The organism is Flavobacterium sp. (assembly GCF_044339515.1).
In the GTDB taxonomy this organism is placed as follows: domain Bacteria; phylum Bacteroidota; class Bacteroidia; order Flavobacteriales; family Flavobacteriaceae; genus Flavobacterium.
In genome coordinates this window covers 1-20934 of sequence record NZ_JBIIVK010000047.1, presented here as the reverse complement: position 1 = coordinate 20934, position 20934 = coordinate 1, and the positions used below count along the sequence as shown (strand labels likewise).

18 protein-coding genes are annotated in these 20934 nt (G+C 33.0%); 3 read left to right on the top strand and 15 right to left on the bottom strand.

Annotated features, from left to right (window positions below; translation table 11 throughout):
* Window positions 1–3: 3 nt before the first annotated feature.
* The 8 genes from ACIQ0M_RS12260 to ruvC form a co-directional block, all read right to left on the bottom strand.
* The gene (locus tag ACIQ0M_RS12260) at window positions 4–546 is read right to left on the bottom strand and encodes a heme NO-binding domain-containing protein (protein ID WP_396152642.1); all 543 of its coding nucleotides are present in this window, start codon (window positions 544–546) and stop codon (window positions 4–6) included.
* A gap of 12 nt (window positions 547–558) precedes the next feature.
* Window positions 559–972, bottom strand: coding sequence for a response regulator (locus ACIQ0M_RS12255; RefSeq protein WP_396152640.1), 414 nt, complete (start codon window positions 970–972; stop codon window positions 559–561).
* A gap of 307 nt (window positions 973–1279) precedes the next feature.
* On the bottom strand, window positions 1280–1636 hold the full coding sequence (locus ACIQ0M_RS12250) for an MmcQ/YjbR family DNA-binding protein (protein ID WP_396152638.1): 357 nt from the start codon (window positions 1634–1636) through the stop codon (window positions 1280–1282).
* A gap of 127 nt (window positions 1637–1763) precedes the next feature.
* A complete protein-coding gene (locus ACIQ0M_RS12245; protein ID WP_396152636.1) occupies window positions 1764–2078 on the bottom strand; it encodes a four helix bundle protein in 315 nt (104 codons plus the stop codon).
* Window positions 2079–2116: 38 nt separating this feature from the next.
* Window positions 2117–2881 carry a cyclase family protein gene (locus tag ACIQ0M_RS12240; protein ID WP_396152634.1) on the bottom strand — a complete coding sequence of 255 codons (765 nt, stop codon included), beginning with the start codon at window positions 2879–2881 and terminating at the stop codon, window positions 2117–2119.
* Between the two features lie 86 nt (window positions 2882–2967).
* Window positions 2968–4125 carry a radical SAM family heme chaperone HemW gene (gene hemW, locus ACIQ0M_RS12235; RefSeq protein WP_396152632.1) on the bottom strand — a complete coding sequence of 386 codons (1158 nt, stop codon included), beginning with the start codon at window positions 4123–4125 and terminating at the stop codon, window positions 2968–2970.
* A 14-nt stretch (window positions 4126–4139) separates the two neighbouring features.
* Window positions 4140–6215, bottom strand: a complete 2076-nt coding sequence (locus tag ACIQ0M_RS12230) for a P-loop NTPase fold protein (protein ID WP_396152630.1) — start codon at window positions 6213–6215, stop codon at window positions 4140–4142.
* Between the two features lie 28 nt (window positions 6216–6243).
* Window positions 6244–6798 carry a crossover junction endodeoxyribonuclease RuvC gene (gene ruvC, locus ACIQ0M_RS12225; protein ID WP_396152628.1) on the bottom strand — a complete coding sequence of 185 codons (555 nt, stop codon included), beginning with the start codon at window positions 6796–6798 and terminating at the stop codon, window positions 6244–6246.
* 90 nt (window positions 6799–6888) lie between these two features.
* Here ruvC and ACIQ0M_RS12220 point away from each other — a divergent pair, with 90 nt between their 5' ends.
* Both ACIQ0M_RS12220 and ACIQ0M_RS12215 read left to right on the top strand, forming a co-directional pair.
* The gene (locus tag ACIQ0M_RS12220; RefSeq protein ID WP_396152626.1) at window positions 6889–7803 is read left to right on the top strand and encodes a lysylphosphatidylglycerol synthase domain-containing protein; all 915 of its coding nucleotides are present in this window, start codon (window positions 6889–6891) and stop codon (window positions 7801–7803) included.
* 74 nt (window positions 7804–7877) lie between these two features.
* Window positions 7878–8900, top strand: a complete 1023-nt coding sequence (locus tag ACIQ0M_RS12215) for a glycosyltransferase (RefSeq protein ID WP_396152624.1) — start codon at window positions 7878–7880, stop codon at window positions 8898–8900.
* On the opposite strand, the gene ACIQ0M_RS12210 is transcribed toward ACIQ0M_RS12215, so the two are convergent.
* Complete coding sequence (locus tag ACIQ0M_RS12210; protein ID WP_396152622.1) at window positions 8897–9376, bottom strand: hypothetical protein; 480 nt, start codon at window positions 9374–9376, stop codon at window positions 8897–8899. The genes ACIQ0M_RS12215 and ACIQ0M_RS12210 overlap by 4 nt on opposite strands.
* A 59-nt stretch (window positions 9377–9435) precedes the next feature.
* On the opposite strand from ACIQ0M_RS12210, the gene ACIQ0M_RS12205 reads away from it, so the two are divergent.
* Window positions 9436–9936 (top strand): DUF456 domain-containing protein, encoded by a 501-nt coding sequence (locus ACIQ0M_RS12205; protein WP_396152620.1) that lies wholly within the window; start codon window positions 9436–9438, stop codon window positions 9934–9936.
* A 247-nt stretch (window positions 9937–10183) separates the two neighbouring features.
* Here the strand turns inward: ACIQ0M_RS12205 and ACIQ0M_RS12200 are convergent, their stop codons facing one another.
* The 6 genes from ACIQ0M_RS12200 to ACIQ0M_RS12175 all read right to left on the bottom strand — a co-directional run bounded on the left by ACIQ0M_RS12200 (window position 10184) and on the right by ACIQ0M_RS12175 (window position 20031).
* Window positions 10184–13240, bottom strand: coding sequence for a choice-of-anchor L domain-containing protein (locus ACIQ0M_RS12200; RefSeq protein ID WP_396152618.1), 3057 nt, complete (start codon window positions 13238–13240; stop codon window positions 10184–10186).
* Between the two features lie 72 nt (window positions 13241–13312).
* Entirely contained in the window at window positions 13313–14527 is a 1215-nt protein-coding gene (locus ACIQ0M_RS12195) for an NAD(P)/FAD-dependent oxidoreductase (RefSeq protein ID WP_396152616.1), read from the bottom strand.
* On the bottom strand, window positions 14527–15216 hold the full coding sequence (locus tag ACIQ0M_RS12190; protein ID WP_396152614.1) for a glycerophosphodiester phosphodiesterase: 690 nt from the start codon (window positions 15214–15216) through the stop codon (window positions 14527–14529). Before ACIQ0M_RS12190 ends, ACIQ0M_RS12195 begins: the two co-directional genes overlap by 1 nt.
* A gap of 199 nt (window positions 15217–15415) precedes the next feature.
* Window positions 15416–19120 carry a metallophosphoesterase gene (locus tag ACIQ0M_RS12185; RefSeq protein ID WP_396152612.1) on the bottom strand — a complete coding sequence of 1235 codons (3705 nt, stop codon included), beginning with the start codon at window positions 19118–19120 and terminating at the stop codon, window positions 15416–15418.
* A gap of 195 nt (window positions 19121–19315) precedes the next feature.
* Window positions 19316–19636: a hypothetical protein gene (locus ACIQ0M_RS12180; RefSeq protein ID WP_396152610.1), complete on the bottom strand. Its 321-nt coding sequence runs from the start codon at window positions 19634–19636 to the stop codon at window positions 19316–19318.
* Window positions 19637–19671: 35 nt separating this feature from the next.
* A complete protein-coding gene (locus tag ACIQ0M_RS12175; protein ID WP_396152608.1) occupies window positions 19672–20031 on the bottom strand; it encodes a hypothetical protein in 360 nt (119 codons plus the stop codon).
* Window positions 20032–20934: the final 903 nt, after the last annotated feature.

The window sequence follows — 20934 nt, the reverse complement described above, 5'->3', positions numbered from 1 at the left end:
TTTTTACCAACTTACTTTAAATATTTCATGAGTATCTCCATGATCACGAGAGTGTAAAAGTTCAATTTCAACCGGGGTATCAAACATTTTTCCCAAACCTTGTATTAAACCTCTAACAAATTCTTGTAATCCTTCTCTTTTTGAAAAGTAATGTAAGTTAAGACTTTTGTCTGAAACATCACTAACTTTAAATTCAGGGGGAGTTAGTTTTGGATAAATTAACATTACTCTATTATGAAATAAGGGTAAATTGACTAAAAATTCTCTTAGTGTAGAACCACCGGATTCCATTAAGCCGGCATATTTTTCTTTTGTTGTTTTAATTACCCACCATTCTCCAAAGGTAATTAATACATCACTTACAGACATATTCATTTCCTCTGAAACAGCTACAGCCAATTTGTAAGTAATCGCATCATCATAAGGTTCACTACTGATAAAGAAATCTTCTTCAATTCCGCTTCGTTCTCTGATGTCTTCCCACTTTTGTTCTCCAAAATTAGTAATAACTAAATCTTGAATGGCTTTGTTTACAATTCCGTACATAAAAGTCTGATTTTATTGTGATGTAAGTTCATTAATACTCCAATAGTCAAGTAGTTTTTTGATTCTTTCTGTATAATCCTCGTATTTTAAGGGTTTTAATACATAACCGGCAATGCCTGTTTTATAACATTCTAACAAATCTTTTTGATTGCCGGAAGTGGTCAAAATAATCGAAGGAATGTATTTTAAAGTTGCATCACTTTTTAAAATTTTTAAAAATTCCAAACCATTTAGTTTAGGCATGTTTAGATCAAGTAAAATGATATCTGGAATGATTTCTTTGATTTTAAGTATTTCCAATGCTTCTTCTCCGTTATGAGCTTCAATGATTTTGTGGTTATAACTTAGCGTTTTTATTACCCTATTGAATTTCATTACTTCTATGGCATCGTCCTCAATTAGAAGAATGTTCAGTGTTTTTGTCATTTTAAATGTGTATTTATCCAATTTCAAAAGTATTTTAAATAAGGATAATGATTCATTTGTTTTCGTTTAAGCGATAAAATGTATCGTCGAACAGTAGAAAAGTGTAGACGAATGGTTTTTTAGTAAATAAACTAACTAGCAATTATTTTTAAACAATTGAAGAAATTTGTGATTTGTAAGTTAGAGTTTTTAAAATAAATAGTAAAACTCCTGAATAGGGTTCAGCTAGGTTATTCTTTTAATTTATAACATAAAATATTATATAATTAACCACTTAGAAAGTAACACTTGTTGCATAACTAAAAAATCAAATTAAATCTCGAACTTTTTTGGGAAGACTCATAAATACCAATTCATACGAATTATTGATCAATTCCCGCATCATTTTATCATCCACGTCACTGTGAAAAGCAACCGTGTTCCAATGCACTTTGCTCATGTGATAACCAGCCGTTATCGCATCATATTCCGCACGAAGTTCTAATGCTCTTTCAGGGTCGCATTTTAAGTTTAATGATGGAGTTCCGTTTTCCCAATCTTTCAAAGAAGTGAGACAGAACATTTTTCCACCGACTTTAAAAACTAAAGTATCTTCATCGAATGGGAAATGTTCGGTGACGGCTTTTTTAGAAAGGCAGAATTCATATAGTTGTTGAATATTCATGATTAGTTGGGAGTAAATAGTTTTGAGTAGGGAGTAAATAGTTTTGCTAGGAAGAATAAAGACGAATAATTCAAATTTTTTTTGATCCAAATTTGTCAGGGTTATTCATCATATATCGAATCAATTTTCAAATTTCATCATTTAAACTAGTTAATTCGGAATATTTTTCATCATTTAAATAGCCACAAGAAAATGAAAAATCAAGCCAAACTTGAGTCTCTGAATTTTCTGCTTCGGTATCAGTTAATTTACTAAAAAAGTTTTTTGGATATGTTCTTTTTCTATACGCTTCTGTTAATGTAACAGTCACGCTTCTAGAACTTCGTCTTATTTGATCGGTTAATGAATATTTTTCTTCCATTGGAAATTCTTTGGAAACTTTAAAAATCATCATCGCCAAAGCAAATGATTTTTTATAGGCTAATAAATCTCTATAATCCATATTTTATTTTTAACTCCTTACTACCAACTATCTACTCCTTACTCTAAACTAAACAATATAGGTTTACTCGGGCTAGCATCATTTTCAAAAGAAGCTATCTGTAAGTTCAACAAATAAGTACCGTCTTTCACATCCTCATCCACAAAAATCAATTCTGTAATCGTGGCATTTTTTCGTGCATCGTCATTTAGATTATTCACATCTTTCACCTTCCAAAAGGCTTTGTGAGCTAATAATTTACCTTCGTCTTTTTCTTTGTCCACACTCGGTAAATCGATTAATAAATGTTGAATGCCACTTTCGCTAATAAAAATCGCCGCATCTTCATGCAAATAGGGTGGATTGGTATGCGAATAATTTTTAGACTTTTTTTCTTCTAAATTCGGTAGCGTTCGAATTACAATTGCTTCAGGATTTGAATTACCTAAAGCTTTTTCAACTTGACTTTTCGTAATCACAAAATCCTCACCTTGTTTTTCCGGTTGAATGGAAATCAGTTGAGCAGTAAAGAAATAGTTTTTTAAAGCTTGATTAATGCTGAAAAATTCTTTTGTAATATGTCCCAAACACTCTGTGTGCGTTCCGTGTCCATGAGGATTGAAAAAAATATTATTGAAATTAGTCGTTGCACCACCTTTCACACTTCCCACCCAGGAACCAAAACGAACGGGTTCAATCAGCGGTTTTTCAATATACCACGCAATCGGATTTTTTTCAGTATTGGATAACGGCAGCGAAATATCAATGGGTTTTGATAAATCTACTTGGAAGGTTTTGTTTTGGTGGGTGATGGTTGCTAGCATAGTTGAACGCGGGTTTAACGGATATTCTAACGCGGATATTACGAATTAATCAGCGTTGCTGGCATCCGTAAAATCAGCGTTCCATTTTATTCCAAATTTAATAAAAATAAGTCTGATGCAATCCCATCACTCAAAAACTTTCCTTTTCGAGTAGTCCGCAAAACGTTTTCATTCACAAAAAGCAAATGATCTTCAATGTATTTGGCCGATTGCTGGTTGAGGTAATCTAAGTAGGTTTGTCCAAATTCGGTTTGAATTCGGTCGAGTGAAATGCCCCAAATGGTTCGTAATCCCGTCATCACATATTCGTTGTACCGATCGGTTTTGGACAACGTTTCGGTTTCAAGTGGTAATTTTCCCTCTTGAATGGATTTGATATACTTTGTATTATTCGATACATTCCAACCTCTTTTTTCACCATCATAACTATGAGCCGACGGACCTATGCCAATGTATTTTTTGCCCAACCAATAACTCGAATTGTTTTTTGAAAAATAGTTTTCCTTTCCAAAATTGGATAATTCGTAGTGAATGAATCCTGCTTCTTCTAGTTTTTCAACCAAAATTTCAAAATGTTCCTGAGCCACTTCGTCTTCCGGTGCAGAAATAATTCCCTTTAGAATAAACGAATGTAAAGCGGTTTTGGGTTCAACCGTTAACGCATAACTCGAAATATGAGGAATACCAAAAGATAAGGCCGTTTCAATATTCTGAATCCATTTTTCATTACTCATTCCCGGAATGCCGTAAATCAAATCGAGTGAAATGTTGTCGAAATATTTTGTGGCTTCTTCCAAACAATTTTGGGCTTCAATGGCATTATGAGCACGATTCATCATTTTTAAATCGTCTTCAAAAAAGGATTGTATGCCGATGGAAAGACGGTTTACTCCGATTGCTTTGAGTTCTTCAAAGAGATTTCTCGTTCCTCGAAATGACAACTCGGAGGATAAGTCATCGGGATTAGCTTCGACTGTTATTTCAGGATTTTCAGCGACATTATAATGTTTGTAAACTTCATCAATCAACAATTGTAAATCGTAAATCGTTAATATTGATGGTGTTCCTCCACCGAAATAAATCGTTTCTACTATTTCATTTTTGAATTCCTCTTTCCGCAACTGAATTTCTTTAGCTAAAGCTAAAACCATTTCATTTTTTTTCTTCATAGAAGTTGAAAAGTGAAAATCACAGTAATGACATGCTTGCTTGCAAAAAGGAATATGGATGTAGATGCCTGACATTTAATTGGTCAGTGTTAAGTTTTTAATTCATTTTTTTTATACCAATAGATAAATTGCTTTAAGTTATCATCTTCACTATATTCACTAGTTTCATCGATTATTGGAAAATTATCGATATTTACATCTGAGACTATTGATTCTCCAAATTTTCCTATCTGCTTATACACAAAATCAATATCAATAAGAGACCTCATGAAGTCAAAATCTCTTTCAATTAGTCCTCCATAAGTTGATTCATTTAACATATAAACAGGAAAATTCCGTATTAACTTTTTGATTTTATATAAGTTATTAAGTGAATCTTTAATATGTTTATTAAAAATTTTTGAGTTGTGTTTTTTCCAATATATCATAGTCATTTTAGCTGGTTGACTTGGAATAATAAAAATAGGGGTCTCGGAATTAAAAGTTTGCTCAGCTTTCTCTGCAATAATTTTTTCTAATTTGGGTTTAAAGTTGGTTTCTTTATCTTTAAACTTTCTTGTAAAATAACACAATTGATAAACATCAAGACATCTGGATATTTCTAATGAAATATTTTCGTTATCAACATTATTGTTTTCATCCAAATAGGTTGCTATTCTTTCAATAATTCTATTTCTATCATCAATGCCATAAAAATCTGTTTCAGAATCTGCTAATAATTTTATGTTTTTTACTATTGCTAAATAAAGCTTATCTCTTTCTGCTACTTTATTTTTAAAATTATAAATTAATTCTAATATTTTGTAATAAGCATCATCATATTTAAATAAACTTAATAGATGATCTTCACTTTTTGTTATATTATTAACTATACTTTCTATTAAAAAACTTGGGGTTTTGTTACCTATATGATATGAAAAATATCTATCAAAATACTCGGGATTTCTAATTGATAAACTTTCACTAGAACGTTGTTTATCGAATAAAATTATTAAAAAATTATTATTATAACCTTGAAGTGTTTTTTCAATTAATTTGTTGAAACCATCTTCTTTGTTATCTTCAAAAAGTTTGGAAAGTGAGTCTTGCTCGATTGACGGACTAATACCTTTTAAAGTTGTGTATAAACTGACATTTGTAATTTTTATATATTCAATTGAAAATAAATCAATTAAATTTACTTCATTATTTAATGCAAAAGCACTAATAAAAAAACTATTTAAAACACGTTTAATTTGTCTGGGGTTCTTAAATTCATAATTGTTGAAATCAATTCGACTATTAATATCTTGTTGGATATCAATTTTTAGATCTAAATTATTAAGTATGATAGCTAATTGATTTCTAAAGTACCTTTCTAAATAACTTTTTTCAATTTTTGGTATATGAATTGGAATGCTAATTATTTTTTCTAAATATTTTTTTCCATCTTCAACCTCTCCTCCAGACTTTTTTTTCAATGCTTTTCCAACTTGCTCTTCATCAAAATTTAATATAAAAATGAAATTATTAAAATTTGCATTAAGTTTTACTAGCTTGAATAAGGTGTAAATTTCATTATCATCTAATCTATCGATATCATCAATGAAAATTAATATTTTATAATTAGACTTATCTATTTCTGCATTAACCTTATCTCTTAAAATTTCTATAGTAATTTCTTCACCTTTTAAATCTTCACCTAATGCTTCTAAAATTTTGTCAGGCATAAATTCTATTTTTGAATTCAAAAATTTAGGCAAACCTACAGTTGCAGATATTTTTACAGCTTTTAGATATTTACTATATTTTTGAAGAAACTCGCCAGCTACTTGAAGTTTGCTTTTATCTTTTACATAAAACTGCTTTTTAAGACCATCAAAAAAATCAAAAAGTATTTCATCTTCTGTAGAATATCTCCAAGGATTGAAATCATAAACTAAATATTCCTTTTTATTTATATCTTCAAAATGTTCAATTTCATGTTTAATTAAATTACTAAACGAAGTTTTTCCATCTCCCCATTTTCCATAAATGCCAATTGTAAGCGGCTCATTGTTGCTGGAATTCAATTGAATAAGTTTTTTTACTTTTTCAGCATAAATATTAAAATTGAAGAAATCTTCATGTAGTACGTTATCTCCACTTATTGCTGTTTCTGCTAAAAAATGTTTTCCTATATACATTTGATATTTTTATTTAAATAACTAACCACTATTTCTTAACTCGACTCTCATTATTCTTTACAAAAGCATCCCAACCAGAATAGCTAGTAGTTCCAACAATCTTCCCACTATTAAAAAAATGACAAACCGCCGCCGCCAAACCATCGGTAGAATCCAAATTTTTAGGTAATTCTTTCAAACCCAATAATTGTTGCAGCATTTTAGCCACTTGTTCTTTACTGGCATTTCCGTTTCCGGTGATGGCCATTTTTATTTTTTTGGGTTCGTATTCGGTAATCGGAATTTGTCTGGATAATCCAGCAGCCATCGCAACCCCTTGGGCTCTTCCGAGTTTGAGCATCGATTGGACATTCTTGCCAAAAAACGGAGCTTCAATCGCAATTTCATCCGGATGATGGGTTTCAATCAACTCGATGGTGCGTTCAAAAATGATTTTTAATTTGGTATAATGGTCGTCGTATTTACTCAAAATCAATTCGTTCAGCTGAATGAATTCCATTTTTTTGTTCACGACTTTAATTAAACCAAATCCCATAATGGTGGTTCCTGGGTCAATGCCTAAGATGATGCGTTCGTTTGCCAATCTTTTTTGTTTAAAGTTTAACGTTTCAGGTTTAAAGTTTGTTTCTTTGTGTTGATGAATGCAATTCCTTACAAAGCTAAACAATTCCTATTGGTTCTCCTCAAACTTTTAATCGTTTGTGGAGCCGTAGCGTTTTTATATGCTCAATTAAAAACCAAAGACTTGTCCGATTGGCATTTAGTTACTCAAAAATTCACTTTCTTGAGTTTTTTAGGAATTGTTTTTTTGTCATTTTTGAATTGGTTGCTGGAATGTTTAAAATGGAAAAACTTAGTTTCAGGTTTTAAAAAAATAACATTCAAGAAGGCAGTTGAACAAACGCTCGGTTCTTTAACCGCTTCAATTTTTACACCCAATCGGATTGGTGAATATGTTGCAAAAGGAATGTACTATTCCAAAGAACAAACCAAAAAGATTATTTTTTTAAATTTTTTAGGAAATAGTGTGCAGATGCTTGTCACTCTATTTTTTGGACTAATAGGCTGTGTGTTCTTCTTTGTTTTGTCGCCCAATTTTTTTGAAGAAAATTATTTTACATCCGGTTTTTTATTTTGGTTGCCGGTCATTCTTGCTTTCGGTCTTATTTTAGGTCTGATTTATTTTAAAAAATGGCGATTTTATGGTTATTCAATTGATAATTTGATTGGAAAGATTCATTTATTTCCGGCAAGAAAACATTTTGCAAACGTTCAATTTTCCATTTTACGTTATTTGGTTTTTTCGCATCAATTTTATTTTTTGTTGCTACTTTTTGATGTAAACTTGCCTTATCCGGATGCACTTTTAACCATTTTTACAATGTATTTTTTTGCTTCTGTTGTACCAACCATACATTTGATGGATGTAGTTGTGAAAGGTAGCGTTGCTGTATTTTTATTTGGGAAATTAGGTATCAATCAATGGACAGTAGTTTCGGTCACAACAGTAATGTGGTTGTTGAATTTGGTTATTCCGGTTTTGATTGGAAGTGTTTTTGTTTTAAACTACAAACCTTTGCGTAAATGATTTTAATTGGATTTTATTTAATTCTATTTATTTATTCAATCTTTATTGTTGCATTTATTTATGGTTTCAATAAAATGAAATCAACGTTTTCAGACAATAAACAAAAAACAAGTTTTTCAATTGTAATCCCTTTTAGAAATGAAGCTGAAAATCTACCCAACCTTCTACAATCACTATCTTGTTTAGATTATCCAAAGGAACTTATTGAAGTGATTTTGGTGGATGATGATTCGGATGAGGAATTTTCAATGACGAATTATGAACTTTCAATTATTTCAATTAAAAATGTGAGAAATTCAAATTCACCCAAAAAAGATGCTATTAATACAGCGATTGCTATTGCAAAAAAAGAGTGGATAATTACAACAGATGCCGATTGTATGGTTCAATCCAATTGGTTAAAAATAATTGATTCGTACATTCAAACTGAAAATAAAAGAATGGTCGCCGCCGGTGTTAAACTTCTTTCCAAAAATGGTTTTTTATATGAATTTCAGAATTTAGATTTTTTGAGTTTGCAAGGTGTAACGATTGGTAGTTTTGGAATTAAAAAGCCGTTTATGTGTAATGGTGCAAATTTTGCTTATGAAAAATCATTTTTTAAAGAACTTAATGGTTTTCAAGGGAACTCTGAAATAGCTAGTGGTGATGACGTTTTTTTGTTGCAAAAAGCGATTCAATACGAACCTCAAGCGGTAGGTTTTTGTAAAAACGCACTTAGTATTGTGTTTACAAAAAGCGAATTGAGTTGGAAAGCATTGTTTTTTCAAAGAGTACGATGGGCAAGTAAATCGAGTGTTTATGTGGATTGGTTGTCAAGGAGTTTGGCAATACTAGTTTTCTTAACTAATTTATTATTTGTGATTGGTTTTTGCTTATGGACAATGGACTTATTTGCCTTTAGAAACCTGCTTTTGTATTTTGCAATTAAGTTTTTGGTAGATTGTGTGATTATTTTGAAGTCGGCGGAATTCTTTAATCAACGATTTCGATATCTTTTGATTTCGAGTTTCATTTACCCATTTTTCAGTTCGGCTGTAGCATTTTACGCTTTGTTTGGAAAGTATGAATGGAAAGGAAGAACGTTTAAATCTTAATCCGCTTTCAAAATGATAGGTAAAATAAATTGCGTTTTCACGGGAATTCCTTCTTTTTGGGCTGGTTCAATTTTAGGAAAATCGGTTAATCTGGCTTTGATGATACTGTCTGTTTTTTGTTTATCATACGTTAAACTATCGGTTGGGAAAAGTGGTTCAAACGTAATTTTGGAATCAGGAAAAACAGTTACCCTAACTTCAATTGTATCAATAATTTTCGTATTGGTTAGCAACGAATCCGGAGCGATTTTTTGATGAATGATTTCTGTTAAATACTTAAAAAAACATTCCTTTTGTAATTCTTTATCCAAAATACTATCGCACTCCGCCACCGAGGGATAAACGGTGACTTCATTCCAATTGATTTCCTTCAATCTTTTTTGCAATAATTCCTCCTCCGAAGGCACACGCTTTTCGAAGTATTGGCAGGAAACCAAAAGAGAAAGTAAAGAAAAAATGGAAAGAAATTTGTTCATTTTTCGTTTGTAATAAAACAAGGCGTATTTTTGATTAACCAAAAGTAATAAATTATTTTATGGATATCACACTTTTACTCATCGCATTCATTTTAATGATTGTTGGGATTCTGGGCAGTTTTTTACCGGTTTTGCCCGGACCACCCATCAGCTGGGTCGGACTTTTGTTATTGTATCTCACCAAAGCCGTGCCGATGAGCTACACTGTTTTGGGTGTGACTTTAGTTGTGGCACTGATTGTAGGCATCCTCGATTACGTCATTCCCGCCAAAGGAACTAAGCGGTTTGGTGGCAGTAAATATGGCATTTGGGGAACTAATATTGGCTTGGTCGTTGGCATTTTGGCACCCATTCCGTTTGGATTTATTATTGGTCCGTTCGTGGGAGCTTTTGTGGGTGAAATGATCAATGATTCCAACGATTCACAAAAAGCATTCAAAGCAGCGACGGGTTCTTTCATTGGTTTTTTGGCTTCCACGTTTATAAAATTTGTCGTTTCAATGGTGTTTTTTGGTCTGTTTCTTTTAAAAGTTTGGGAATACCGAAGCGAATTCTTTTAATTTTTTGGGCCTTATCGGGCTTTTCACTGCAAGTCCTCACAAAAAAACACAATTTTTATAAACCAAAAAGAGCTTCCTTTGGTCGCTTTTTTGCTTTAAGAAAATTAGTGTTTTTTTGCTCCGGGCTTTCCGCTTCAATCCCGGGCAGGGGAGAAGTGCTTCAAATGAAATTTTGTTTACAGAAAATTATACATAAAAAAGGGCAAAATTTCTTTCACCCTTAGATTATAATTTATCGGTCTAATTATTATTGTTTAATCACCTTATTCACTAATTTCTGATTCGAAGCCGTAATCACTTCCACCATATAAACTCCTTGGTGTAAATTGGAAAAATCAACAGAAATGGCATTTAGCTCAAGTTTGTCTTGAAAGTAAACACGTTTTCCAACTACATCATAAACCGAAATTTGTGTGATAGTCTCACTGCCATTCAATTGAATTTGAAGGCGGTCTTTCGTCGGATTTGGAGAAAGTACAACCGTTGAATTGGTAAAATCTGGCGTGCTTAGGTTTTCTACAAATTCGGTTTCAAACGTATTGGTCACAATCACCGGATTAAAATCAAAATAAATGTCGGCCGTATTTGGAATGATATCGCCAACTGCAATGCCTTGATTTGGTTTAATTTTAAAATGTACAAATCCAATACTCGCATTTTCATTTACAATTTGTGGTACTAATTGAATATTGTCAAATTTCCAAACCAATTCATTATTAATGCGTTCCAAAACATACGGATGACTGGCTGCAATCATTCGCAAACTTTCCGGATTCAATTGAGCATCCAATACATCTTCTACGCGAACAAAAGTAGCATTGGTGGTTCCTGTATTTTGAAAACGAATCGTGTAATACAAATAATCATCCACCGTAAAATCAGCTACAGCAATTTTATCACCATGTGACTCATTTTTATCATTTGGATCATACGAAGCCACAATAGGTTTTGTTTGCGAAGCTGTGTTATTATTTGGATTAGCATCCGTTGTTAAACTGGAAATCGAAACAGAATTAGTCACCAAATCTCCAATAGCTACCGTTGGAATGGGTGGCACACTCATCGTTACAGTAATCGATCTTGTTTCAGATGGCATTAAATCCGTATAATCAAACGTAAATCCGGTTGGTAGATTCGTTGTTCCTCCAATCGAAATGTTGCTGATGGTTAAAGCCGGATCTTTCTCAAAACTTAATGTGCCGGATGCCGGAGCAATACCGTTGTTGGTATAATAAATTGTATTGATATAATTAAATCCTGCTGCCGGTTGGTTGGTTGCGACCAAAGAAACTGTAACATCATTATAAGGTGTTGTGTTTACGATTGGAATGTAATACACATTAGATTCTGTTTGTGAATAAACAACATCATCAAAACTGATAGGTTCTGCATAATAACCGGCAAATTCTGAATAAATGGAATAATTAAAATCATACGTATCGGTTTCATTTTCCGGGAAAATATAAAACACGCCGTTATAAGAAGTGGCCGAAACGGTATCACCGGTATTGTTGAGCTGATAATTCAAATTACCATTCAAAAAGGTAGGCTCATTAGCCTCTTTAATACCATTGTTATTAGAATCTAAAAAAGTAATAATTTGGATGTTTTCTCTACATTGGTTACCTAAAGCCAAACTACCACCTTCAATGAAAACGGCTGAGTCAAAAGAACCGTCCAAATAGTCCCCAACAGCTAATTTTAGAGAGTAATTATGATTTGGAGTCACAGCAGCAATTGCAGTCATGGGCACAGTATAACCTATCATATTTAGACTACTGTTGGGATTTCCCACGTTATAAGTGCTGAAAAATTGTGGATTTACGGAAGGACAACCACTGTTATGAGCAACATCACGGATAGTTGTAGTTGAAATCGGAACATTTGTTCCGGGAACAACGGCTATATTTATGGTTTCATTAGTTGTTAAATCAGTTAAGATAAAACCAAAAACATCCGAATATTGACATTGATATTGACCATATTCATTAGAAGCAAAAATAAAGTTGAAGCTTAAGATATTGGAAGTTGGAACTATATCAAACTTAACAAAAGAAACATCATTAATTGTTCCGGTTTGTCCTGATGCTTGCATAATGGCATTTAACTGCGGATCACCAGTTTGAGAACAAGTTGAGGAAAGAGAATTTGAATTATTGATAAACGGACCTTGAGATAAATTTGCTTGACCACTTCTGATGATTAATCCTTGTTCAAAAGGAAAACCACTATCATTAGCATTAAAATAACCAACACCGCATGGACCTTGAGTAACTACGTTGTCAATAATTCCGCAAGTGGAATTTAAAATGATGTTATTTAAAATTTGTTCCGGTGTAAATGTTGTTGTGTTTACACTAAGATAAGGATTAACTGTTGTGCCACAGGTTAAAGTTGTAAAAGTATGTCCTTCTGACCAATCCGTTGTAGATTGATCCTCACATATTGTACGCACATAAAAAGTAAAAGAAGTTTCACAGGTGAGAGCTGTTATTACAAATGGATTTGAGGTAGTTATAAAACCTTGTGAACCTTGATTAGGTAAAGGAGAGCCGGCGGGTAGGATAATTATTTCTTGTAAGGTTATGTTAGACGATTGATTAGTCCAAGATAAGACCGCACCCGTCTCCTCAATATTCGTCGCATTTAAATTTGTAGGTGCTTCACAGCTTGTAGAACAATTTTCAACCATTAAAAAGAAATCACCACCCCAAAAACAGCCGGTTATTAAATTTTCGATTCGAATAAAAATGATTTGATTGGGAGAAATATTAGTATAAGTATATCCAATAGGATTAGATTGAGTTTCCATGTCCGTTAGTGTTTCATAAAACTCAATTAACATGGTATTGGGAGATGCATTGTTCGCCTGATAGTTAATTTCAACGGCCGAACTTAAATCAAAAGTGGCGATTTGATCATTATTATCATCACAGGCTACAGCAACTTCAGAGCCTAAAATAGGAATGGGATTTACTTGCAATGAAAACGAATTAATGTTTGTTTCTTGAGTCAAATTATTTGTGAAGCTAATCCAAATGACTTGCGGATTAGACGTGTTCAAAAAACTAGTTGGGTTTGTAATGGGATTAATATTTGCAATCGCATTGGTTTCAGAAACATGAAAGGTCACCGAATAATCTTCAGGATTTTCATTCCCCAACAAGGCAGGAATAACAGTTGTTAAATCAAACGCTTCAACACCATTAAAATCCGTATCACAGGCTGTTAATTCAACTTGTGCTTGTGTTCCGAAAATAAAAAAGAAGAGAAAGAATGTCAGAGAAAGTAGTTTTGTTTTCATTGTCAATTGGTTAGGGTATCAAATATAATTGATTTTTAAGGAATTATAATTATGTGAATGAGAATTTTTTACTTATGAATGAGAATTTGCAAGATGTTCACTCACAATATATCCACTCGTCCATGCATTTTGAAAATTAAACCCACCCGTAATTGCATCGATATTTACAATTTCTCCGGCAAAATAGACGTTGGGAAGTAATTTGCTTTCCATTGTTTTAAAGTTAATCTCCTTTAAATCGATCCCGCCGGCGGTGACAAATTCTTCTTTGAAAGTGCTTTTTCCGTTTACTTGAAATTTTCCATTAGTCAATTGCAAAGCCAAATTTTGAAGCTGTTTTTTAGATAAATCTGCCCATTTGGTTTCCATTGAAATTTCGGAAGCAACAACCAAACTTTCCCATAAACGATTCGGGAAATCAAAAGGTGATTTTTTGACTACGATTTTTTTGGCATGTTCTAATTTGAGTTCTTTCAACTGGTTTTCAGTTTCTTCTAAAGTGGCATCATTCAGCCAATTGACTTCCAATATAAATTGGTAATTTTTATCAAATAATTCGCGTGCTCCCCAAGCAGAAAGTCGCAAAATTCCCGGTCCACTCATTCCCCAATGGGTAATTAAAAGCGGCCCCGAAGCCGATAGTTTCGAATTTTGTACTTTCACTGAAGCAAAAGCCGAAACACCCATTAAATCCTTAATTCGATTGTCTTTAATGTTAAACGTAAAAAGCGATGGAACCGGAGGAACAATCGTGTGACCTAATTTTTCAAGCATTTCCCAAATTTTCGGATTACTTCCGGTAGTCATCACCAAATTTTCACAACGAAACGTTTGCTGATTCGTCTCTACTTTCCAGCTATCTTCTGAACGAAAAATCGATTGCACACTTTGGCCGGTTAAGATCTCAATTTTATATTTTTTGGCGGCATTCAAAAAACAATCAATAATGGTTTGAGAGGAATCGGAAACCGGAAACATTCTTCCGTCTTCTTCAATTTTTAACTCAACACCTTGTTTTTCAAACCATTCAATCGTATCTCCGGAACAAAATTGATGGAAAGGACCTCGTAACTCTTTTTCGCCACGCGGATAAAATTTCACTAAATCATTAGGAACAAAACAAGCATGCGTGACATTGCATCGTCCACCGCCGGAAATGCGTACTTTGGTTAGTACTTCTTTTCCGCGTTCTAAAATCGCAATTTTATAAGTAGAATTTTTTTCGGCGATGTTGATAGCAGTAAAAAAACCCGCTGCACCACCACCCACAATCAGTACATCATACATCAATGTAATCTTTCGGGAAAATTACAAAAAATTCCATCTACTCCCAATTCAGTTACCGATTTTATGTCTTTTGGTTCGTTAACGGTATAAGTATAAATCTGAAAACCTTCATCGTGAAGTTGTTGAGTATTTTCAATCGTTAACGTTTTCCACCACGGATTGATAGCTACAGCTTTCAATTTTTTCCCGATTGCGATGGCATCTAACGGGTTTTCTTCCGTTAAAATTGCAATGGGAATTTGCTTGTCTAATTGTCTCATAGTTGCTAATTCATCCCATAAAAAACTGGAAATCACAAAGTCTTCTTTTTTCCAACCTTTTTGAAAGTACTTTTCAAGTAGAGCTAATGTTGGTTTTGCAGTATTTTTGCCTTTTAATTCGATGTTTAAAACGACCAATCTGTCCACCGTTTCAATGACCTCGTCTAAGGTTGGAATTTGATGATTTCCCTTCACCACCACTTTTTGTAATTCTTCCAAGGTGAAATCTTCTATTTTTCCCGAAGTATCAGTAAGGCTGTCCAACCTTTCATCGTGAAAAACGACTAATTCACCACTTTTTATCAAAAAGACATCGATTTCAATCATATCCACATTTAACTCCAATGCTTTTTTGACAGAAGCAATGGTGTTTTCGGTTTCGTGTCCCATGGCACCGCGATGACCTATATTCAGTGGTTTTTTGTCCATTTTAGCACAACTTTGTAAAAGTAAGCAAGTGATTGCCAATAAATAAAATTTTGTCTTTATTGAATAAATTTTAACAAAAATGTAAAATGAAATCCAATATTTTAATTTAAAGAGTGAATTTTAAGCAAAAATTAATTTTTCTAGTTTCTTCAATTTCTTGAATCTGGTTCTAAATTATAAATATGTGCTTTACAAGTGTTTAAAAATTAAATTTCATTCCAAACGCTATCCGTCCGCCATCGCTTGAATGAAAATAGGAAATGGTAGAAGAAATGACATTACTACTGTTTAACCACAACCCAAAACCCGTTGATTGATGCCATTTAGAGTTACTTTCTTCGGGAAACCAAACTCTTCCATAATCAAACCCGATAAACGCTCCGTAGTTCATTGGTGCAAAAGGGTTTTTAATTTGTCCGATGGCATACTGTAAATCCGAACCTTGAAAAGCTGCTGTTTTTCCTGAAAATCGATTGTCTCTAAAACCTCGCAAATCATTGTCGCCACCCAAACTAGCAGCTTGATAGAATTCAAAAGTATCACTGAAAAGCGATTTTCCTTTGAGTGTTGTCTCGAAAAGCCATTGAGCATCGGGTGTTAATCGGTAAACAAAGTTGGCAACAACTTCAGCCGAAGGGATTTGTCTGGAAAAATCGGTCAAGTTAGCATTCCATTTTCCTGTAACTTGAAAACCCATTCCCAAAGAGGGGATAAACGGATTATCATAATTTTTAAAATGATAGGTTAATCCCACTCCGGCAAAATTTTGGTACGAAAACACACGACTGTCCACGACTTCGGAAGTAATAAATCGGTCTGGTGTATCCTCCACTTTATACGCTTCAAAGTTGATGCGACCCGTAAAACTGGAGCTTTTGGTTTTTTGCCACAACAGTCCGGGACTCACTTTGTAAGACGCTATTCGAACCCGATTAAAATCAAATTCATCCGCCTCGTTTTGCGTAGTATTGCCAAAGCCAAAAAAGTTTTGTACAAAATTAGAACTGGTCGCCTGAGCATTAATTACCAAATCAAAATGTGAAAAGGCTCTTTTTACAATGCCGGCATAACTCAATTCATAACCTTTTGTAGCGAAAAAATAATTGGCATCTGCCGTGTGTTTTTGTGAATACGGATTTCCCAAATAACCTTTTTTAGTAAAATCCAATCGAACACCCAACCGAACGCCATCATCAGGGTTAAAACCAACTAAAGGAACTCCGGTGAATTCGTCAAAATTTGGTTTTTTATAATTGTATGTATTGGTCTCATAATCATTGGAAAGTAAAACCGTTGTTTTTTTATCCACATTCAAAATGTTGTTGGTTTTAAAGTCGTGAATTTTAACTTTTTTACCATTTTCAATCACATACGAATCTTGGCTCAAACCGCCAATCAATCTGATTTTTATGGGATTGAATTCTTTCCCTTCCATACTGAATTCGTCTTTTCCTTCTAAGCCAAAAAGCCAAATTTCTTTGGTTTGTTTTTTGGTAAACGTTTTTTCAAAAACAATATTAGCTGGTGTTTTTTTTCCGTTGTAAACCACCACCGAAGTTCTTCCGTTAGACAATCGATTTATCACAAAAACATCATCTTTTAGGGTGCCCACAACCAATGTTTTTTTGTTTAATAACTTTTGATATTGTTGAGCAGTTTGATTTAATTTTTTAAGACGATTTCTCAAATACAATTTGAGTTTGGTAGTCGTTTCGTCTTGCAATTCATAAGGCAATTCTAAGAAGGCTTTGTTGATAACGTCGTTGGTTAAATTTTCCTGAATGAATTTGGCTTGTTTTTTCCATGCTTTTTCATCGCTGTCTGATAAAAGAGCCAAATCTAATGCATAGACTTGCTTGTTGAATTCTTTCGCATTTTTTGGGTTGTAGGTATACGAATGCATTTGTCCCATAGCAGGAATACTTTTCAAAAGCCATAAAAAAGCACCGTCGTATTTTGCGAAAGCCTGATCACGGTTGAGCGGAATAGGCCGATAAATGGTTTTTCCTTTTTCTTGGTGAACGCTCCAACGCCAATTCTTCTCTTGTCTGTCCCAATCGCCGATTAGCATATCAAAAAGACGTGCTCGAATGTAGTTTTCTTGGTCCACCACATGATTTCTATCGGTTCTAATTTGATGTAACATTTCATCGGTGTCAATAATCGCAGTTGGTTTACCAAAAGGAGCCAGACTTTTTTGAGATGAATTTACTTTTTCTGAAATGTAATATAAATTGCCCCCAAAATCTTCGTTGTAATTGCCTAACGCATTTTGATTTGGGACATAAAATAATTTCGGTTGCGTAGAACCGACACCAATTGCAAGCGACAACTTGGAGACAACTAACGGCGTAAACGGATGAATAGTAGTGAAATAATCTCGTAAAAAATCTTCCGAAAGAGCATTGTTATCATGGTTTTTTAAGTTGGTATTTTTGTAGGCAAGCGATTTAAAAAAGGATGAAGCATCTTTTTCGAGGGGCTGCATACTAAATTCTTTACCGTTTTTATCTTTCAACAAAAGAGAGTTAGTAGTTCCCTCTTGGTCTAATCCGATGGGTTTTAAACCGCCATACAACGTGTCTAAACTAACCGTTCGTAAGGCAATTTCCTGTTTGTAATAGTTTTTATAATGTTTTCCCCAAAGGAATTGATACACATCGCTTTTTCGACTCACCGGTTTGCCAAAAATTGATCTTTTTAGAGTGGGTTCAAATTGTTTGGGATACTGTTGATGTTTATTAATCACTTCCGGTTCTCTAATTTTTTGACGAAAAAGTAATCCTTCTTTTCGATTGGATGTGGTATAAAAGGAAACTGTAGAAACTCCGTTTTCATAAACATCAACCACGGCGTAGCCATATCCACCATAGCTGAAATCATTCGGATTTACTGCTCTAGCCGGTGTATAATGTGCTCCAGAGCCACTGATAATTTGCTGAATACCGTCTTTGTTGATGTATTGTAAATTTTGTTCATGACCGGAAACAACGACTACGTGATTGTATTTTTGCACAATCGCTTTTATTCGGTCGGTCATTTCACGGTAGGATGCATGTTGCAAATCATCCTTTTTGTAGCCGCTTGCTTTTCTGAACAGATTATAAAAACTTCCGGCTATGGGCAGCGGAATAGTTGCATCTAGCGGAAAAAGTTGTTGGTTTAGCGAATACTGACCACCATAAATCCCGTTACTCAAAAGCGGATGGTGAATGGCTAATAGGATTGTTTTTTCCTGATTTTCTAACAAATGACTGTCGAGTTCATCAAAAAACTGTTCACGGGTTTTAATGCTGCATCCTTTGTTGATTTCGGTGTGCTCATTCCAATCTTCCAGAAACCATTGCGAGTTGATGGCAACCAATTCTACTTCGTTACTCAACGAAACAAACTCGATTCCGCACGCATTTTGAGGGATGAATTGACTTTCTTTTTTCTTGTATTTTGAAATAAAATTTTCCTGTGCCAAAAGGGAAGAAGTTGAACTTCCCCAATCGCTTTTACCGGGGATTATAAATACTTTCCCTTTGAATTTCTCGGTTAAATTCAATTGTGTGGTGATTTTTTCCTCTGCTTTTGTTTTGTTTTGATTGAATCCGTTTAACGGAAAAATATTGTCGCCTAAAAAAAGTGCGGTACTGTTTTTTGACGCTCTTTCCAATCGTTTTTTAAAATGGGTTAGGGAAGGAGTGGCCCCGTCATTTAGTGTATTCGCCGCATTTCCGGTTAAAAAAACAGAATACACAATGGTGGTCGTATCAAGTGATTGATTGTTATAAAACGAAGTGGCTTGACTGCCTAGTTGAGTTTTGTAGGAGGTGCAGGCTGATAGAAAACCCAAAAGCAACAAAGCTATTCCGTAACAACGCAGTTTGGAAATAATTTTGAACAGAAACAACTTCATTAAAGGTTATTTTGGGTTTGTCAAATATAAGCAATTACCGATTGATTTTTCATTTGAATTAAAAATCAAAATTTTTATACTTTAAGTGATAACGCTTTAAAGAGGGATATCGTATTTTGTGTTGACAGAGCGGTTATTAAGTATTCATTAAAACTTTAATCGAGTAAATCATGCATAGCAGATAATCATTAATTTCTATAAATCAAATTGCCAATTGACCGGTCTCCAATAATTTTTCAACGGACTTTCTAAATTTCTAGAATTTTTTATGTCATAAACCTCATTAAGTCTTTTTACTCCTCTATGAACAGAATACTCATGAACTGTTTTCTTGTTAAAATCAAATTCGTAAATCATTTCATATTCAAGATTATCGGTAAGTGGTGTATTTAAGTCTTTCTCATAATCAATTTCTTCGAAACTGTTTATATATTTGTGTTCTATTTTATAACTTAATTTTCTTTGGATGTTGTTCTTATCAATAGGAAGAATTATCCAATAATTAATTAACTTCATTGGTTCTCCGCTAAATTCATGTATATTATAACAAACTATCCTCTCCTTGCTATAAACATAGTAAAACATAGTTTTAAACCGGTCTCTGTATTTGTAGGTGTTAAATCTGTATAGTAACCCTTGAGGTTCTTTTTATAAACTCTAGTATTATTATTTTCACCATTAACAACTGTTATTACTTTTTGATTTCCACCATCTTCAATGGTTACATAAAAATTTTTATCAATCTTATCGAATTTTATAGGTTGAAAAGTAAATAAATCTATATCAGCATAAATATTATCAATATTTAAAGAGTTTTCAACATTTTTAGTCGTCTCAATTTCTTTGCAAGACATGAATATTGTTAAAAGAACGATTAAACAAAAAAGCGATTTTATATTTTTATTATCCATGGTTTAGTATTTCTATTTCTCATTCCAGCTCCGCAAATGTCTCATATCTTTACAAAGTAAACAAATAAGGTTGTAATAACTAACAAGGTCTAGATACATTTTAATGATATTTTTATGGAGGAATATCAACCTTATTTTAATCATATATTGAATTTGAATTAGTACTTAAACACTTTATTTATATGGAGATGTTACATAAAATATGAGATAAAACGTTTAATTTACTTTATTTCCCGATTTTTCTAAACGAATTTTCTCAAAGAATAATAGCTTAAAATACTGAGTTGCGGAAGGAGAAAACTTTATTTCTTTAAGTTGAATTGCATTATTTATTTCATTAAAATTTTTATAATGCAGTCCCATAATCTTAAAAGATGTAATATTTTCTTTGTCAATTAAGTAAATCACATTATAACGGCCTCTAGTCCCATATTCATTTAGGATTATTTTTCCGGTAAAGGAACTTATGTTTAAAGTTTTTCCAAAAGGATATAAAATTGAATAGAACTTTAATTTATGATCTTTGATTGATATATATTTAATGTGCTTAAAAAAAAGTAGTGAAAAAAGATATAATAAAAAAAATAAAAACAACACCAAAATGTCACTAAAACTAAATGTAAAATTCTCTAATAACCTGAATGTAAAAATTGTTAAACCGAATAAGGGTAAAACCATAAAAATGCTCCAATAAATTGAATCTCCCGAAAATTTACTTTTTATCATTTTTAATAGAGTCCTTCATATATTTCATAAGTTCCCCGAGCTGCCCCCACGCTCCCGCATTCTATGACAAAAAACAAATATAATTTGTTAAATTTAAGAAGCAAATTTATATGTATTTATATAGGGAGTTTCTCTGTTTACGACAGCAAAAACTCTACTAATAAGTTTGCATCTAAT

Coding starts and splice junctions, on each gene's coding strand:
- hemW (WP_396152632.1), bottom strand. CDS start 4,125: ATGTCAGGCATCTACATCCATATTCCTTTTTGCAAGCAAGCATGTCAT.
- ACIQ0M_RS12200 (WP_396152618.1), bottom strand. CDS start 13,240: ATGAAAACAAAACTACTTTCTCTGACATTCTTTCTCTTCTTTTTTATT.
- ACIQ0M_RS12190 (WP_396152614.1), bottom strand. CDS start 15,216: ATGGACAAAAAACCACTGAATATAGGTCATCGCGGTGCCATGGGACAC.
- ACIQ0M_RS12185 (WP_396152612.1), bottom strand. CDS start 19,120: ATGAAGTTGTTTCTGTTCAAAATTATTTCCAAACTGCGTTGTTACGGA.
- ACIQ0M_RS12245 (WP_396152636.1), bottom strand. CDS start 2,078: ATGGATTATAGAGATTTATTAGCCTATAAAAAATCATTTGCTTTGGCG.
- ACIQ0M_RS12205 (WP_396152620.1), top strand. CDS start 9,436: ATGGATATCACACTTTTACTCATCGCATTCATTTTAATGATTGTTGGG.
- ACIQ0M_RS12195 (WP_396152616.1), bottom strand. CDS start 14,527: ATGTATGATGTACTGATTGTGGGTGGTGGTGCAGCGGGTTTTTTTACT.
- ACIQ0M_RS12230 (WP_396152630.1), bottom strand. CDS start 6,215: ATGTATATAGGAAAACATTTTTTAGCAGAAACAGCAATAAGTGGAGAT.
- ACIQ0M_RS12210 (WP_396152622.1), bottom strand. CDS start 9,376: ATGAACAAATTTCTTTCCATTTTTTCTTTACTTTCTCTTTTGGTTTCC.
- ACIQ0M_RS12255 (WP_396152640.1), bottom strand. CDS start 972: ATGACAAAAACACTGAACATTCTTCTAATTGAGGACGATGCCATAGAA.
- ACIQ0M_RS12175 (WP_396152608.1), bottom strand. CDS start 20,031: ATGGATAATAAAAATATAAAATCGCTTTTTTGTTTAATCGTTCTTTTA.
- ACIQ0M_RS12250 (WP_396152638.1), bottom strand. CDS start 1,636: ATGAATATTCAACAACTATATGAATTCTGCCTTTCTAAAAAAGCCGTC.
- ACIQ0M_RS12215 (WP_396152624.1), top strand. CDS start 7,878: ATGAAATCAACGTTTTCAGACAATAAACAAAAAACAAGTTTTTCAATT.
- ACIQ0M_RS12240 (WP_396152634.1), bottom strand. CDS start 2,881: ATGCTAGCAACCATCACCCACCAAAACAAAACCTTCCAAGTAGATTTA.
- ACIQ0M_RS12260 (WP_396152642.1), bottom strand. CDS start 546: ATGTACGGAATTGTAAACAAAGCCATTCAAGATTTAGTTATTACTAAT.
- ACIQ0M_RS12180 (WP_396152610.1), bottom strand. CDS start 19,636: ATGAAGTTAATTAATTATTGGATAATTCTTCCTATTGATAAGAACAAC.